13 protein-coding genes are annotated in these 14121 nt (G+C 62.5%); 4 read left to right on the top strand and 9 right to left on the bottom strand.

Features of this window, described 5'->3' with window-relative positions:
• Window positions 1-662 precede the first annotated feature (662 nt).
• A complete protein-coding gene (locus tag FHS81_RS05725) occupies window positions 663-1151 on the bottom strand; it encodes an Hsp20 family protein (protein WP_183751074.1) in 489 nt (162 codons plus the stop codon).
• 300 nt (window positions 1152-1451) lie between these two features.
• On the opposite strand from FHS81_RS05725, the gene FHS81_RS05720 reads away from it, so the two are divergent.
• A complete protein-coding gene (locus FHS81_RS05720) occupies window positions 1452-2492 on the top strand; it encodes an alpha/beta fold hydrolase (RefSeq protein WP_183751073.1) in 1041 nt (346 codons plus the stop codon).
• Here FHS81_RS05720 and hisN read toward each other — a convergent pair.
• From hisN to FHS81_RS05700, 4 genes are all read right to left on the bottom strand, one after another.
• Entirely contained in the window at window positions 2459-3268 is an 810-nt protein-coding gene (hisN, locus tag FHS81_RS05715; RefSeq protein WP_343052428.1) for a histidinol-phosphatase, read from the bottom strand. The genes FHS81_RS05720 and hisN overlap by 34 nt on opposite strands.
• 446 nt (window positions 3269-3714) lie before the next feature.
• Window positions 3715-5118, bottom strand: a complete 1404-nt coding sequence (locus FHS81_RS05710) for an NAD(P)(+) transhydrogenase (Re/Si-specific) subunit beta (protein ID WP_183751072.1) — start codon at window positions 5116-5118, stop codon at window positions 3715-3717.
• Window positions 5119-5123: 5 nt separating this feature from the next.
• The gene (locus tag FHS81_RS05705) at window positions 5124-5609 is read right to left on the bottom strand and encodes a proton-translocating transhydrogenase family protein (RefSeq protein WP_183751071.1); all 486 of its coding nucleotides are present in this window, start codon (window positions 5607-5609) and stop codon (window positions 5124-5126) included.
• Window positions 5610-5666: 57 nt separating this feature from the next.
• Window positions 5667-6803: a Re/Si-specific NAD(P)(+) transhydrogenase subunit alpha gene (locus FHS81_RS05700; protein ID WP_183751070.1), complete on the bottom strand. Its 1137-nt coding sequence runs from the start codon at window positions 6801-6803 to the stop codon at window positions 5667-5669.
• A gap of 44 nt (window positions 6804-6847) precedes the next feature.
• On the opposite strand from FHS81_RS05700, the gene FHS81_RS18680 reads away from it, so the two are divergent.
• Entirely contained in the window at window positions 6848-7186 is a 339-nt protein-coding gene (locus FHS81_RS18680; protein WP_210281559.1) for a hypothetical protein, read from the top strand.
• Between the two features lie 12 nt (window positions 7187-7198).
• Here FHS81_RS18680 and FHS81_RS05695 read toward each other — a convergent pair whose 3' ends face one another.
• The 3 genes from FHS81_RS05695 to FHS81_RS05685 form a co-directional block, all read right to left on the bottom strand.
• Window positions 7199-7330, bottom strand: a complete 132-nt coding sequence (locus FHS81_RS05695; protein WP_343052427.1) for an aa3-type cytochrome c oxidase subunit IV — start codon at window positions 7328-7330, stop codon at window positions 7199-7201.
• 410 nt (window positions 7331-7740) lie between these two features.
• Window positions 7741-9069, bottom strand: a complete 1329-nt coding sequence (locus FHS81_RS05690; protein WP_183751069.1) for an SGNH/GDSL hydrolase family protein — start codon at window positions 9067-9069, stop codon at window positions 7741-7743.
• A gap of 290 nt (window positions 9070-9359) precedes the next feature.
• A complete protein-coding gene (locus FHS81_RS05685) occupies window positions 9360-10724 on the bottom strand; it encodes a lytic murein transglycosylase (RefSeq protein WP_246374763.1) in 1365 nt (454 codons plus the stop codon).
• Between the two features lie 390 nt (window positions 10725-11114).
• Here FHS81_RS05685 and galU point away from each other — a divergent pair, with 390 nt between their 5' ends.
• A complete protein-coding gene (gene galU / locus FHS81_RS05680) occupies window positions 11115-11990 on the top strand; it encodes a UTP--glucose-1-phosphate uridylyltransferase GalU (RefSeq protein WP_183751068.1) in 876 nt (291 codons plus the stop codon).
• 6 nt (window positions 11991-11996) lie between these two features.
• Window positions 11997-12998 carry an NAD(P)H-quinone oxidoreductase gene (locus tag FHS81_RS05675; protein ID WP_183751067.1) on the top strand — a complete coding sequence of 334 codons (1002 nt, stop codon included), beginning with the start codon at window positions 11997-11999 and terminating at the stop codon, window positions 12996-12998.
• Window positions 12999-13059: 61 nt separating this feature from the next.
• Here FHS81_RS05675 and FHS81_RS05670 read toward each other — a convergent pair whose 3' ends face one another.
• Window positions 13060-14013 carry an acetyl-CoA carboxylase carboxyltransferase subunit alpha gene (locus FHS81_RS05670; RefSeq protein ID WP_183751287.1) on the bottom strand — a complete coding sequence of 318 codons (954 nt, stop codon included), beginning with the start codon at window positions 14011-14013 and terminating at the stop codon, window positions 13060-13062.
• Between the last annotated feature and the right edge of the window lie 108 nt (window positions 14014-14121).

The raw sequence follows: 14121 nt of genomic DNA, 5'->3' as shown, positions 1-14121 counted from the left end.
TGTCCGTTTCTTGCGGGGTCGACTGGGCAGGCAGCGGGCTGGCCCGACGCCTGAACCGATCATCTTGTTTGTTGGCAGGTGGTTTGTCTGGAAAACTCTGGCGCGGGAGCGCCTGCATTCACGCCCGCACCGTTTGCGTCTTCACGCATCGGGCGGGACGCGGGATCACGCCGCTTATCCGCCCGTTCGCGTACCGTCTTTACGGATGGCAGGCTCTGTCTCGAATGGAGCAACCGAGAACGGAGCGACAATAATGCGTGCCATGATAGCCAACGCGCCTCGAAACATGCGGTTCCGGCATTCGCGATAACGATTCGAATCGCGTGGCCGTCCGCCCGGATATGGATCTCGGCCGATTGGCCGCACCCGGAATGGGACAGTAAGGCTGTCCTAATCCGTGGCGGACAATGGCAGACTTTTTGAAGCATTACAAGCACCGAATTTCGACTTTTTTGTCCGAAGTTGCTGCCAGGGCATCGGTGCCGGAAATTTTGGTGCGAGGAATTGGGATAAATTGGAATAAAATTATTAGCTTGCGCCGTTGCCCCGCTTTGATCCCGTTTCGGAACAATTTCGCACGGAACGCATTATGGAAAGCCGGGCATGAAAAAGGGCGCCGTGAGGCGCCCTTCCCGAAAGTACGATCATCGCCGTTGCGTGTGTCAGGCCGCCTGCTGCGTGTCGGCCTGAATGGTCTCGACACGGCGCGACGGAGCGCCGATCGGCACGAGGCGCGGCTTCTTGGCCTCGGGGATCTCGCGGACGAGATCGATGTGCAGCAACCCGTTTTCAAGCGTCGCGCCGGTCACGTGCACATGGTCGGCAAGCTGGAAGCGGCGCTCGAACGCCCGCGAGGCGATGCCCTGATACAGCACCTCTGCCGGCTCTTCGGCGGTGCCTTCGGCTGGCGTCTGGGCCTGCTTGTCGCCGCGCACGGTGAGCGCGTTATCCCGGGTCTCGATGGTCAGGTTATCCTGCGTGAACCCGGCGACCGCGAGCGAGATGCGATAGTTATTCTCGCCGGTGCGCTCGATGTTGTAGGGCGGATAGGTCGGCGACTGGTCGACGCCGCTTGCCTGATCCAGCAACGAAAACAGACGGTCGAAGCCCACGGTGGAGCGATAAAGGGGGGAAAGATCGAAATGACGCATGACACATCCTCCTGATGAAGCGATATGATTAAGCTTCCGATATCCTGCCCGCCATATGGCCGGGCCGGGGATCATCGGGCTCGCGTGCAGCCGCAATGGCCTGCACGGCTCTGAAATAGTTCGGGGCGAACCGTTTTCAAGAGCCTTTTTGGGCTTTACGGAATTGTTTATCGGCGCGTCCGCGTGTTTGACCGGGAAGCGGGTTTTCTGAAATATGCGCAGGCGGCTGGTGGCGGCGAATCCGTCTGCCCAAGCTTATGATCTGCCCAAGGTTACGACAGGAACGGATGCGGCATCGGCATGTCAGAATATGATCTGGATCTCGTCGCGACACCCGATAATCCCATCCCGGCCGGTGCAACCCTGCACGAGGTGAAGACGCGTGATCGTCTGCGCCTGCGCGCCGCATCATGGTCGCCGCTGGCGGGTGAAGCACAGGGCGTTGTCACTCTCCTGCAGGGGCGGGGAGAGTTTATTGAAAAATATTTCGAGACGATTGCCGATCTGCGCGCTCGCGGGTTTCATGTCGTCGCGTTCGACTGGCGCGGGCAGGGCGGCTCGCGCCCCCTCAAGCGTCACGGCGCTGCGGGCCGACGCATGCGCCGGGTGCCGGTGCGAGATTTTGCCGCCTACCAGCGCGATCTCGATGCCGTGATGGAGCAGGTCGTTGCGCCGCTCGGCGGCCCGAATTTTGCTCTCTGCCATTCCATGGGCGGCACTGTCGCGTTGTTGCGCGCCGAGGCAGGTCAGCGCCCCCGACAAGATTTTACCCGCATTGTTGCCGTGTCGCCCATGATTGCCCTGTCGCGGCATACCGCGCCGGCATTCACGGGGCCGCTCGCGGGCCTGTTTGCCGCCATAGGGCTCGGGCGGCTCGTCGTCCCGCATTATCGCGCGGCGGTGCGGGCGCGGCGCGCTGCCGGCGACAACGCCATCAGCCACGATCCCGCCCGGCTCCAGCGTCTGCGTGCGGTGATCGAGCGCGCGCCGTGGATCGTGTCCGGCGGCCCCACTTTCGGCTGGCTGGCCGCGGCCTACCGGGCGATGGGGCGTCTGGCGTCTCCCGGTTTTGCCCTGCGTGTCGCCACGCCGACGCTGATTATCGCCGCTGGCGACGACAAGGTCGTCTCGACGCCTGCCATCGAACGCTTCGGTTCCCGGCTGAAAACCGGCAACGCCCTCGTATTACCGCACGCGCGGCACGAAATTTTGATCGAGAGCGACGATTATCGCGAGGTTTTCTGGGCGGCGTTCGATGCCTTTATTCCCGGCAAGGGCTTGATCGGCAGCGAGCCGCCGGCCAGCGTTCAGGCTCCGAGCAGCGCCAGCGCGGCCTCGTGAAGCCGCGCGTCGCCGGCGGCAATCGCCGTGCCGCCCGCCGTTACCGGCGCACCGTCCCACGTGGTCACGATGCCGCCCGCCGCTTCGATGATGGGCACCAGAGGCAGGATATCGCACGGCTTGAGGCCGGCCTCGACGACCAGATCAACATGCCCCGCCGCCAGCATCGCATAAGCGTAGCAGTCATAGCCATAGCGGGCGAGGCGGCACTGACGCTCCACCCGGTCATAGGCCTCCAGCGTCGCTCCGGAGAACTGCCGCGGCGACGTGGTTGAAATCGTCGCTTCCGACAGCTCGGGACGGGCACGCGTGCGCAGATCATGCCGGATGGAACCGCGCCTATAAAGGCTCACAGGCTCTTCGCCGGGAAAGGTGGCGCCTGTGAAAGTCTCGCCGGTAAAGGGCTGATGCAGCAGTCCGAACACAGGCTTGCCCTTGTGTTTCAGCCCGATCAGCGTGCCCCACAGTGGCAGGCCGGAAATGAAGGCACGAGTCCCGTCAATGGGATCGAGCACCCAGACGTAATCTGCGTCCGTGCGTTCGTCGTCATGCTCCTCGCCCTCGATGCCGTGTTCGGGATAGGCATCGCGAATGAGCGCCCGCATGGCGGTTTCCGCGTCCCGGTCAGCGGCAGTAACGGGGTCGAACACGCCATCGTCAGACTTGTCATCCGCATCGAGCGGGGTACGGAACAGCGGCAGTGTGACATTTGCCGAAGCGGCAGCGAGCCTGTCGGCGAAAGTTGCGATTTCAGTGGCGAAGACTGAGGAAGGCACCGGAAACTCCCTTGGACTTGCAGAGGCACCTGACTTGCAGACGCACTTAAGCTTGCAGACGCAACAGCGCGCGGAAGAAAAATGCAGCACGGAGATGGAAACGGCAAGAAGGCGGACAGCTTGATGCTATCCGCCTTATCCTTTTGATAACCGGCCATTTCTTGCCGGATTATGATACTCGCCTGTGGACCGGACGATGGCGACCGGCCACGGAAACGCCTGCGGGCAACAAAATGTACACCGATGCGCCTTGTTTTTTGTGCAGCGCACTGGCATATTGTTGCAGTGCGATATGGCGATGGCGTCGCCTTATCGCTGCCCTCCTTGGGCGTTTCCTCCCTAGACTTGGGCCGTACATGTAAATGTGCGGCCCCTTTTTTATGGTCCGACCAAAACCCTGTCATTGCGCGAACGCAATGACAGGTGGATCTGGACATCAAAAAGCGTCAGTTCAGCGACTTCAAAATGGTTTCGACCATTTTCTTGGCATCGCCGAAGAGCATCATCGTGTTGTCGCGGAAGAACAACTCATTTTCGACGCCCGCATAACCCGAGCCCATTCCGCGCTTGCTGAACAGCACGGTCTTGGCCTTCTCGACATCGAGGATCGGCATGCCGAAGATCGGCGATGACGGGTCGGTCTTGGCGGCCGGGTTGGTCACGTCGTTGGCGCCGATGACGAAGGCAACATCCGCCTGCGAGAATTCCGAGTTGATGTCCTCAAGCTCGAAGACTTCGTCGTAGGGCACGTTGGCTTCGGCCAGCAGCACGTTCATATGGCCGGGCATGCGGCCCGCCACCGGGTGGATGGCGTACTTGACCTCGACGCCTTCGGCCTTCAGCAGATCGCCCATTTCGCGCAGCGCGTGCTGTGCCTGCGCAACCGCCATGCCGTAGCCGGGGACGATGATGACCTTGCCGGCGTTCTTCAGCAGGAAGGCGGCGTCTTCGGCCGAACCCTGCTTCACCGGGCGGCTTTCCACTTCGCCGCCGGGGCCTGCCGCAGCGTCATCGCCGCCGAAGCCGCCGAGGATCACCGAGATGAACGAGCGGTTCATGCCCTTGCACATGATGTAGGACAGGATCGCACCCGAAGAACCCACCAGCGCGCCGGTGATGATGAGCGCGAGATTGCCCACCGTGAAGCCGATGCCGGCCGCCGCCCAGCCCGAATACGAGTTGAGCATCGACACCACGACCGGCATGTCGGCGCCGCCGATCGGCACGATCAGCAGGAAGCCGAGCACGAGGCTGACGATCGCGATGAGCCAGAAGATGAGGTGGTTTTCCGTGCCGATGAACAGCCCGAAAAGCACCACCAGCAGCAGCGCCAGCACGATGTTGATGAGATGCCTGTTCGGCAGCATGATCGGCTTGCCGGACATGCGTCCGTCAAGCTTGAGGAAGGCGATGATGGAGCCGGAGAAGGTGATCGCACCGATGGCGAGACCAAGGCCCATCTCGAACAAGCTCGCACCCTTGATGGAGCCGATGTCGCCGATGCCGAAAGCGCGCGGCGCATAAAGCGCACCTGCGGCCACCAGCACGGCGGCGAGGCCGACGAGCGAGTGGAACGCCGCGACGAGCTGCGGCATGGCCGTCATCGGCACGCGCCGCGCGATCACCGCGCCGATACCGCCACCGATGGCGATGCCGGCGATGATCAGCACCCATGCCCCTAGGCCGGCCGGCGGATGGCCGACGAGCGTGGTGACGATGGCCAGCGCCATACCGATGATGCCGTAAAGATTACCCTGACGCGATGTTGACGGCGACGACAGCCCGCGCAACGCCAGGATGAAGAGAACGCCTGAAACCAGGTAGAGCAGGGCGGAGATGTTTTCGGACATGGCGCTCAGCCCTTCTTCTTGTACATGGCCAGCATGCGCTGGGTGACGAGGAAGCCGCCGAAGATGTTGACGGAGGCGAGGATCAGCGCGAGGAAGCCGAACACGCGCGCCCACACCGAGCTGCCCTCAAGCGCCGAGGCGGTGTCGACGCCGACAGCCAGTAGCGCGCCGACGACGATGACCGAGGAAATGGCGTTGGTGACCGACATCAGCGGCGTATGCAGCGCGGGCGTCACCGACCACACCACGTAGTAGCCGACGAATACCGCGAGCACGAAGATTGCCAACTGGAACACGGTCGGGTCGACCGCGCCGCCGGTGGCCGTGTGGGCGAAAGCGCCGATGGCCGCAGCGGCCTGATCGGCATAGACCTGCGCCGCGTCGGCGGCAGCGCGCGCCGCATCGGCTGCGAGGCGCGCTTTTTCCAGCGCGTTCTCGGGAGCGGCGGCTGACGCCAGGGAAGCTGTGAGATTAACCGTGGAATCCGCCATGACGCGTTTCCTTTCGAGAGCGACGAATAATGAAGGGACTTATCGCGAGGGTCTGGTTCAGGATTTCGGCTGGAAGGCCGGGTGGATGACGGCGCCGTCACGCGTGAGCGCCGTTGCCTTGATGATCTCGTCGTCCCAGTTGACGGCGATTGCCTTCGTTTCCCGGTCGATGACCTGCTCGGCGAAGGCCAGCAAATTCTTGGCGTAAAGCGTCGATGCCGTGGCGGCGAGGCGTCCCGGCACGTTGAGGTGACCAACGATCTTCACGCCCTCCACCGTCACGACCTCACCGGCCTGTGCACCCTCGACGTTGCCGCCGCGCTCGACCGCCAGGTCGATAAGGACGGAACCGGGCTTCATGGAGCGCACCATCGCGTCGGTCACGAGGCGCGGAGCCGGACGGCCGGGAATCAGCGCCGTGGTGATGACGATGTCCTGCTTGGCGATGTGGGAAGCAACCAGATCCGCCTGCTTGCGCTTGTAGTCGTCTGACATCTCGCGGGCGTAACCGCCAGCGGTTTCGGCCTGCTTGAATTCCTCGTCCTCGACGGCGATGAACTTCGCGCCGAGCGATTCGACCTGTTCCTTCGCGGCGGGGCGCACGTCGGTCGCGGTGACGATGGCTCCCAGACGCCGCGCCGTAGCGATGGCCTGCAAACCGGCCACGCCCGCGCCCATGATGAACACACGCGCCGCCGGCACCGTGCCGGCCGCCGTCATCATCATCGGCAGTGCGCGGCCGTATTCCGCGGCGGCGTCGACCACGGCGCGGTAACCGGCAAGGTTGGCCTGCGAGGACAACACGTCCATCACCTGCGCACGCGTGATGCGCGGCGTCAGCTCCGTGGCGAAGGCGACGATGCCCGCATCGGCCAGCGCGCGGATAGCGTCTTCATGGCCATAGGGGTCGAGTGTCGCGATGAGGATGGCGCCGCGCTTGAGCAACGCGGTTTCGGCGGCATCGGGGCGGCGTACTTTCAGCACGATGTCCGCGTCCGCGAGGGTTGCTGCCGCATCGGCGGCGATGGATGCGCCTGCCGCCTCGTAGTCGGCGTCGAGGATGCCCGATGCAACGCCCGCTTCCGACTGCACTCGCACCCCGGCGCCGAGCGCCACGAATTTCTTGACCGTTTCAGGTGTTGCGGCGACGCGGCTCTCATCGGCCACGGTTTCTTTCGGGATGGCGACCAGCATGGCATTCACTCCAGAGCAGTACGAGACAGCGTTAATTCCGGGATTTGCCGGATACGGCGAAATGTCCGGCACTATTGCGCCAAAAGGTAAAGAGCGGTGTTCCGCCCCGGTTCGATCCGCTGTTTTCGGGTATCGCCAAGCGGATTATACGTCGAATAACAAACAAGGATGACAGCACGGCAGCGACAAAGCATCCCAGTCTTCATTCCATAGCGCAGGAATATTTCATCTCACTGTTCCAGCGCAACTTCGGCAATAAAAACAGCACCAATTTTTGCTGGAACTATTTTAAGCAGTACGATGACCAGACGGGCCCAGAACATCCGGCGTCCTCAATTCCATATTTTACCGCATCTTGCATTCAATTCGCTGAATCGATGTGAACGCAAACCGTATTAGATGAGGACGACCGCCATCAGAACCAGGACAACAACAATCGCAAGCGTGACGGACCTCAACAGGCGGACGAAACCCGCGTAGGTCCGTTCATGTTCGCGATAATCCATGTCCGCGTGATCTGTGACCACGGCATGCTCCCCTTACTCTTTCGTCGAAAGTCGTAACGCAAGGCGTGCAGCCTTGCAATGGCCACAATTCATGGAAGCGTTTTTGTGGTAAATTTCAAAGCCATGTCGCTTTTTGTATCGCCTTCCAGGCGGGGCATGCAAAAAAATGTTGCATTCGATTAAGTTTCGTGCGCAACTATAGACATCCAAGAACGGTTGCCTCTAAGGGCCCCTATCCTGGATTGCGAAACGATAAGAACCGCGCGCCTCGACGCAGCGGCCCAGGTCTAGGGAAGCAACGCCCGATTATAAGGGTAGGCAACAAACGGCGTATCCAGAGCGCCCTTCTGAACAGCATCGTTCAAGATGCGAAACCCGTCCTGCGGCGCAGGGCGGGTTTTTTCACATTTTCAGCGGTTTCGGCGGTTGTTTCAAGGCGCGCTGCGGGCCGCGACAGCCATGGGATCGTTTCCGCCATCGTCGGTGGAAGGCAGGGCAGCGTGATCCGGCACTGAGGCCGGTACGAAATCGCCTGCTATGGCATTGTTCTGCCAGGAAAAATCGTCAGCCCGGCCAGTGACGGGTTCCGGCGCGCGTCCTTCGCCGTAGACACGGTGAATGAGCGCTGCCGCGTCTCCCTTGGCCGCCGGGCGATTATGCAGCAGCGTGCCATCGGGCGTCGGCTGAAGCGCCAGCAGCGGCAGAATCGGACCAGCCACGGGCTTGACCGGAATCACCACCGGCACAGGCATGTCCGGCAGTGACAGAAGCGCGTCGGACGGGCCGCCGGTGCTCTGGTTGTCCGTGGCGCCGGTAGGGGAGGCGATCACCGTCGCTATGCCGCGCGCTTGCAGCAGGCGCCGGATCTCGATTTCGGTGAAATGCGCCACCTTGCGCGCACCGCTGGCTGTGAGGCCGACGCCATCTGCGGTACGCAGACGTGCATCCTGCCCCCTGACGTCCGGGCCATTGGCGATGAACCCTTTGTCTTCGCTGGAAAAAGCGCTCCAGATGTCGACGAACACGCCGCCGGCCTTCAGCACTTCCTCGCGATACAAAGCGTTCAGCGCGGCGGACATGGCGTTGTGCGCCTCGGCCCTCATCGGCGGCGGGCCGACCCAGACCAATGGCACGCCACGGTCCGCAAATGCGCGGATGGCCGTGTCGATGTGCGCGGACATCGCCGCCTGCCATTCCGGCGTGCCGAAAGGCACCGGCTTGCCGGTCCCGTCGAGAATGCTCTGCTTGTCATCCGCGCCGAATAATACAACGCCGAGTGTGATGGGCTGCGTGGCGGCGTTGCTGTCGCGCATATAATCACGGGTGAGAAACTTCCAGTCCTCATCCTGCGTGCGCCCCAGGGCATTGCGGTTGGATGCGCGGTTGACGACTGCGATTTCGTTCGTTGCGGCGAACGCGTCGCGCAGACCGCCGACCAGCGATTCGGCCAGCGAGTCGCCGATCACGGCGATGAAGGCATTGGCCTCGCGCTTTTGTTGGGCGTCACGCACGATCACGGTCGCGGGTTGAGGCTTGCGCGGCACCTGCCGGGTCGCCGGGCGCGGTTTTTGTGGCGCCGCACGGGGCTTGGCCTGCGGCTGCGCTTGCGGCTGCTCCTGTTTGAATAGTCCGTCGAGAAAGCGCGTCAGCGGATCTGCTGCCGCATACGTCGTTCCTCCCGCAGCGATAATCGCTGCGAGACCTGCAACCAGCAGGCATTTTCGCCCTCTTGCTGGAAACCTGTTCCGACGCATCGGCATGGACTACTCATTATGAAGTGTTGGGTGACGGAAAACGTCTCGACGTCTTTTCTCCGCATCGCCAACACGATCGGGCACAACTATTTATCCTACGGCATCGGAACACGCGAGTCCCGTCTGCCATGTATCGTTATCCCGTATCACGGGCGACAAGGTGAATCGCGCATGAAGAAAAGAGGTTAGAGCATTTCGGCATTTCGTTGAAACGCAGAAGTGCTCTATCTTATTGGTCTTACGTGTTTTCTTCAAGCAAAGCGGTATCCGCTTCGCTTGAAGGCGCTCCAGGCTGCTCAGATGTTGCGTCGCAGATGCGCGAGCAGGGCGGTGCTGGGATGCCCGTCCGGCACGAGGCCTCGCTGCTCCTGATAGGCGGTGATCGCCGCGCGGGTCTGGGTGCCGATTCGCCCGTCCGGCTCGCCGACAGGGTAACCGAGCCGGGCCAGATAGCGTTGCAGATCCTCGCGCTCATTGCGGCTCAACGGTTTTTCGTCGCGGGGCCATGCAGCCTGCACGCCCTGACCGCCGTGGATCATGTCGCCGAGCAGGGCCACGCCCAGCGCGTAGGAATCGGAGTTGTTATAGCGCTTGATGACATCGAAGTTCTTCGTCACCAGAAACACCGGGCCGCGTGCGCCGGCTGGCATGAACAGCCGCGCCTCGCCGGTACGCGGCATGGCCTTGCCATCCATGCGGCGCACGCCGGCCGATGCGAAGGTGCCGAAATCGCCGTTGCGCTGGCGGTAATTGTAGTTCTGCGGCAGCTTGACCTCGAAGCCCCATGGCAGACCCGTGACCCAGCCGTGTTCGCGCAGGTAGTTGCCGGTGGAGGCGAGAGCATCCGGCACGGATGTCCAGATGTCGCGCCGGCCCTCGCCGGTGAAGTCGACGGCATAGCGCATGAAGCTGGTGGGCATGAACTGGGTTTGCCCCATCGCGCCGGCCCACGACCCGATCATCCCTTCGCGGTTGATGTGGCCTTCATCCAGAATCTTGAGCGCGGTCAGCAGTTCGTTGCGGAAGAATGGTCCGCGATATTGCGCATGCGCCAGTGTTGCCAGCGCCTCGATGACATAATGACTGCCCATGGTGGAGCCGAAATTGGTCTCCATGCCCCACACGCCGGCAATTACTTTTCGATCTACGCCAAATCGCTGCTCGACGGCGACGAACGTCTCGCGCCACTGCGTTGTCGCGGCGCGTCCGCGCGACAGCCGCTGCGCGGAAGTGGCCGACTCCAGATAGTCCCACACCGGCTTGACGAACTCCGACTGCTTTTTCGTCAGCGCGATGATACGCGCATTCGGTTCCACACCCGCGAGGGCGGTGTCGAACGTGCGCCGCGAGACGCCGCGTGCCGACGCTTCCGGCCACAGCCCGCGGGTGAAATCCGAAAAGCTCTGCATGGAAGCGTCCTGCGTAGCGGATGACACATAGGGCATTGCCGGAGCCGGAGCCGCCGTGCGGGACGCGGGAATCGACGCCGTCGTCACCGTATCGACCGTGGTGGCGGAGAAAAAGCCGAAGGACGAGCACGAGGCCAGCAGGGTGGCGGCGGCGATGGTTATTCCCAGATGCGCGGCCGGGTATGCCCTTCCGCCTGCCAGCGGCCGGAGGGCTTCCTGCTCTTGTGCGGGGAACTGCCTGTCACGCGTCATCTGCCGCTCCATCAATATCGTCTCGCGCAATATTTTTTCGCGCAATATCTTTCCGCGATAGCCGCCTGCTCGTCACGCTTGGCCTGTGCCGGATGACGGGCAACCCGGAGGGCAGCATCGCTCCCCATGTTTGTCGATCGCACCGAACTCTTTAGCAAACAGTTTCATGCTGGTGTTATCGTTGCGCAAATATGGTTTAGAAATTGTTGAACGGATGAAACAGTCTTCAACGATTAAGTACAGTGCATGTCACGCTTTGCTCATTTCGCGTCATGATGATACAGGACGCGGTGAAATTTGGCGGTGATGATGCCGTTATTCATGTGGGCGGGCAGTGTCGAAGGGGGCGCTGTCCGCCGGTCTTTAACGCCCCCATAAGTCGGAACGGCAATGAACAAACCTATCCGCAAGGCAGTGTTTCCCGTCGCTGGCCTTGGCACGCGCTTTCTCCCGGCGACCAAGGCAATGCCGAAAGAAATGCTCACCGTGGTCGACAGGCCCGTGATCCAGCACGTGGTGGACGAGGCGCGCGCTGCCGGGATCGAGCATCTGGTCTTCGTCACCGGGCGCAACAAGGTTGTGATCGAGGATCATTTCGACAACCAGTTCGAACTTGAACGCACGTTGCAGGAGCGCGGCAAGACGAAGGAACTGGAAGCGCTGCTGCGCGATCTGCCCGGCCCCGGCCAGACCAGCTTCACCCGCCAGCAGAACCCGTTGGGACTCGGGCATGCCGTGTGGTGCGCGCGCGAAATCCTCGGCAATGAGCCTTTCGCCCTCCTGCTGCCGGATATGCTGCATCACGCGCCCGTTCCATGCCTGCGCGGCATGATCGAAGCCTATAACGAGACGGGCGGCAACATCGTCGGTGTGTATCAGGTTCCTCAGGACCAGACGCACCAATACGGAATCGTAGACGTCGAAGACCCGAGCGCCAAGGTGTCGCCTATCCGGGCCATGGTCGAGAAGCCTCCTCGCGGTACGGCGCCTTCCGATCTCGCCATTTCCGGACGCTACATTCTACAGCCGGAGATCTTCGACATTCTGGCGAAGCAGGAGCATGGCGCGGGTGGCGAGATCCAGCTCACCGACGCCATGATCACGCTGGCGAAGACGCAGGAGTTCTCCGCATATCGCTTTGATGGCGATATCTACGACTGCGGTTCCAAGATCGGCTTTCTCGCTGCCAATGTCGCCTATGCACTGGCGCGCGAGGATCTGGCCGGCGATTTCCGCGCCGCTCTCAGCAAGCTGCTGGATCGCTGAGCCGCCATGGCATCGTTTCCCGAAGAGCAGACCGTTATCGGCATTTCCGCGCCGGGTGGTCCCGAGGTGCTCGTCCCCGAGCGCCGGCCAGTGCCGCGTCCGGGGCCGGGAGAGGTGCTGGTGCGCGTGCGCGCGGCCGGCGTCAACCGGCCGGATGTGGTGCAGCGGCAGGGCCGCTATCCCGCCCCTCCGGGAGCTTCGGATATTCCCGGCCTTGAAGTGGCCGGGGAAGTCGTCGCGGTTGGCGAGGGGGTGACGCAGCCGGCTCTCGGTGCGCATGTCACCGCGCTCGTCACGGGTGGCGGCTATGCGCAATATTGCATCGCCGACGCCGCGCTTGCGCTGCCCATCCCCGACGGGCTCGACTTCGTCGCTGCCGCGGCGATCCCCGAAACCGTCTTCACCGTATGGTCGAACGTATTCGACCGCGGGCGGCTCGCGGCCGGGGAGACGCTGCTCGTCCACGGCGGTACATCCGGCATCGGCACGACCGCCATCCAGCTCGGCAAGGCCTTCGGCGCACGGGTTCTGACAACAGCTGGCTCGCCTGAGAAATGCGCCGCCTGCCTGCGGCTGGGCGCCGATCTGGCCATCGATTATCGCGAGCAGGACTTCGTTGCCGCCGTCAAGGAAGCGACCGATGGCCGGGGTGCGAACGTTATCCTCGACATGGTCGGCGGCGATTACATCGCACGCAACTATCAGGCCGCCGCGCAGGATGGACGTATCGTGCAGATCGCCTTTCTTAAAGGTGCGAAGGTGGAAATCGACTTCACGCGGCTGATGCTGAAACGGTTCACGCACACCGGCTCCACGCTGCGTTCGCGCCCGCTGGCGGAAAAAGTCGTGATTGCTGAAGCCCTGCGGGAAAAGGTATGGCCGCTGCTGAGCACCGGGCGATGCCTGCCGGTGATCCATACCGTGTTGCCGCTTGAGGAAGCCGCTGCCGCCCATGAGTTGATGGAGTCGAGCGGCCACATCGGCAAGATCGTTCTGGCTGTCAACTGAAGCGCCTTCCGATCAGATGGAATCGTCTGATCGGAAACACTCTGTTCTTAAAGCTTGGTTCTTAAAGCTTGCGGCCAATGTCGAGGAACTTGTCGGCGCGGTCGCGCTTGATTGCCTCTTCGCTCAGTCCAGACAGTTCCTGCAACGATGCGGCGATGGCGTCGCCCGCCGTGCGGATGGCGGTTTCAGGATCGCGGTGCGCCCCGCCCGTCGGTTCGGGCACGATAGCATCGATAATGTGCAGCCGGAGAAGATCCTGCGCGGTGATCTTCATCGCGGTGGCCGCATCCTGCGCACGGGTGGGATCGCGCCACAGGATCGAGGCCGCGCCTTCCGGCGAGATCACTGAATAAATAGCGTGTTCCAGCATCAGCACGCGGTTGGCCGTGGCCAGCGCAATTGCGCCACCGGAGCCGCCCTCGCCGATGACGATGGAGACGTTGGGGGTCGGCAGAAGCAGGCACGCGTCGGTGGAGCGGGCGATGGCTTCAGCCTGCCCGCGCTCTTCCGCGCCAATGCCGGGATAGGCGCCCGCCGTATCGACGAAGGTGATGACCGGCAGGTTGAAGCGGCCCGCGAGTTCCATCAGGCGCACCGCCTTGCGGTAGCCTTCCGGCCGGGCCATGCCGAAGTTATGGCGGATGCGGGTTTCCGTGGACGAGCCCTTTTCCTGCCCGATAATGCAGACGGCCTCACCCCGGAAGCGTCCGAGACCGCCGAGAATGGCTTCATCTTCGCCGAACTTGCGATCGCCCGCCAGCGGCGTGAAATCGGTTATCAGACCATCGAGATAGTCCATGAAATGCGGGCGCTGGGGATGACGCGCCACCAGCGTTTTCTGCCAGGGCGTCAGTGCGGCGTAAAGATCGTTCAGCGCCTTGCGCGCTTTCGTTTCGAGGTGCGCAATTTCATCATGGATGGCGACAGCGTCTCCCGAATCGCCGAGCGCTCTCAATTCCCCGATCTTGGCTTCGAGTTCGGCAACGGGTTTTTCAAAGTCGAGGTAGCTTCGCATCATTCCGCCAGCTGCCGGTTGAATGCCACAGGTGAGACCGCCCCGCGCCCCCGGCGCGGGCGCTTGACGAGCGGACCTTGGCGTCGTGGCGGTGGCAAGTCAAGCATA

Source organism: Pseudochelatococcus contaminans, assembly GCF_014195635.1.
Lineage (GTDB): Bacteria > Pseudomonadota > Alphaproteobacteria > Rhizobiales > Beijerinckiaceae > Pseudochelatococcus > Pseudochelatococcus contaminans.
The sequence above is the reverse complement of the archived record's forward strand: the minus strand, read 5'-3'. Positions and strand labels throughout refer to the sequence as shown.

Excerpts from the sequence above, each read along its gene's own strand:
- galU (WP_183751068.1), top strand. The coding sequence starts at position 11,115 with ATGAACAAACCTATCCGCAAGGCAGTGTTTCCCGTCGCTGGCCTTGGC.
- FHS81_RS05710 (WP_183751072.1), bottom strand. The coding sequence starts at position 5,118 with ATGTCCGAAAACATCTCCGCCCTGCTCTACCTGGTTTCAGGCGTTCTC.
- FHS81_RS05685 (WP_246374763.1), bottom strand. The coding sequence starts at position 10,724 with ATGACGCGTGACAGGCAGTTCCCCGCACAAGAGCAGGAAGCCCTCCGG.
- FHS81_RS05675 (WP_183751067.1), top strand. The coding sequence starts at position 11,997 with ATGGCATCGTTTCCCGAAGAGCAGACCGTTATCGGCATTTCCGCGCCG.
- FHS81_RS05690 (WP_183751069.1), bottom strand. The coding sequence starts at position 9,069 with ATGCCGATGCGTCGGAACAGGTTTCCAGCAAGAGGGCGAAAATGCCTG.
- FHS81_RS05700 (WP_183751070.1), bottom strand. The coding sequence starts at position 6,803 with ATGCTGGTCGCCATCCCGAAAGAAACCGTGGCCGATGAGAGCCGCGTC.
- FHS81_RS05720 (WP_183751073.1), top strand. The coding sequence starts at position 1,452 with ATGTCAGAATATGATCTGGATCTCGTCGCGACACCCGATAATCCCATC.
- FHS81_RS05705 (WP_183751071.1), bottom strand. The coding sequence starts at position 5,609 with ATGGCGGATTCCACGGTTAATCTCACAGCTTCCCTGGCGTCAGCCGCC.
- FHS81_RS05725 (WP_183751074.1), bottom strand. The coding sequence starts at position 1,151 with ATGCGTCATTTCGATCTTTCCCCCCTTTATCGCTCCACCGTGGGCTTC.
- FHS81_RS05670 (WP_183751287.1), bottom strand. The coding sequence starts at position 14,013 with ATGCGAAGCTACCTCGACTTTGAAAAACCCGTTGCCGAACTCGAAGCC.